1 protein-coding gene is annotated in these 666 nt (G+C 69.7%); it reads left to right on the top strand.

What is annotated here, in order from left to right:
* On the top strand, positions 1-663 hold a 663-nt coding region (locus ABD330_RS32410), incomplete at its 5' end, for a putative Ig domain-containing protein (RefSeq protein ID WP_344469899.1).
* Positions 664-666 lie beyond the last annotated feature (3 nt).

The following is a 666-nucleotide window of genomic DNA, read 5'->3' as shown; positions in this document are numbered from 1 at the left end:
CAGGTCAGCGGCAGTGACTCGGCCTCCGGCCAGACCCTGACCTACTCGGCCACCGGCCTGCCCACCGGCCTGTCGATCAGCTCCAACGGCCTGATCAGCGGCACCGCGAGCACGGCCGGCACCTACAGCGTGACCGTCAAGGCCACCGACACCACCGGCGCCAACGGCAGCGCCTCCTTCACCTGGACCGTCAGCGGCGGCGGCAGCGGCTGCACCGCCGGCCAGCTGCTCGGCAACGCGGGCTTCGAGACCGGCACCGCCAGCCCCTGGACCGCCTCGGCCGGCGTCATCGACAACTCCTCCGGCGAGCCGGCCCACTCGGGCAGCTGGAAGGCCTGGCTGGACGGCTACGGCAGCACCCACACCGACACCCTCAGCCAGACCGTCACCATCCCGGCCGGCTGCAAGGCCAGCCTCTCCTTCTGGCTGCACATCGACACCGCCGAGACCGGCACCACCGCCTACGACAACCTGAAGGTCCAGGCCGGCTCCACCACCGTGGCCTCCTTCTCCAACGTCAACAAGAACACCGGCTACGCCCTGCACACCTACGACCTCTCCTCCTTCGCCGGCCAGACCGTCACCCTCAAGTTCACCGGCACCGAGGACTCCTCCCTCCAGACCAGCTTCGTGATCGACGACACCGCGCTCAACGTCTCCTGACCC

This window comes from Kitasatospora kazusensis, assembly GCF_039529945.1.
Lineage (GTDB): Bacteria > Actinomycetota > Actinomycetes > Streptomycetales > Streptomycetaceae > Kitasatospora > Kitasatospora kazusensis.
This window is presented reverse-complemented; position numbering and strand designations above follow the sequence as displayed.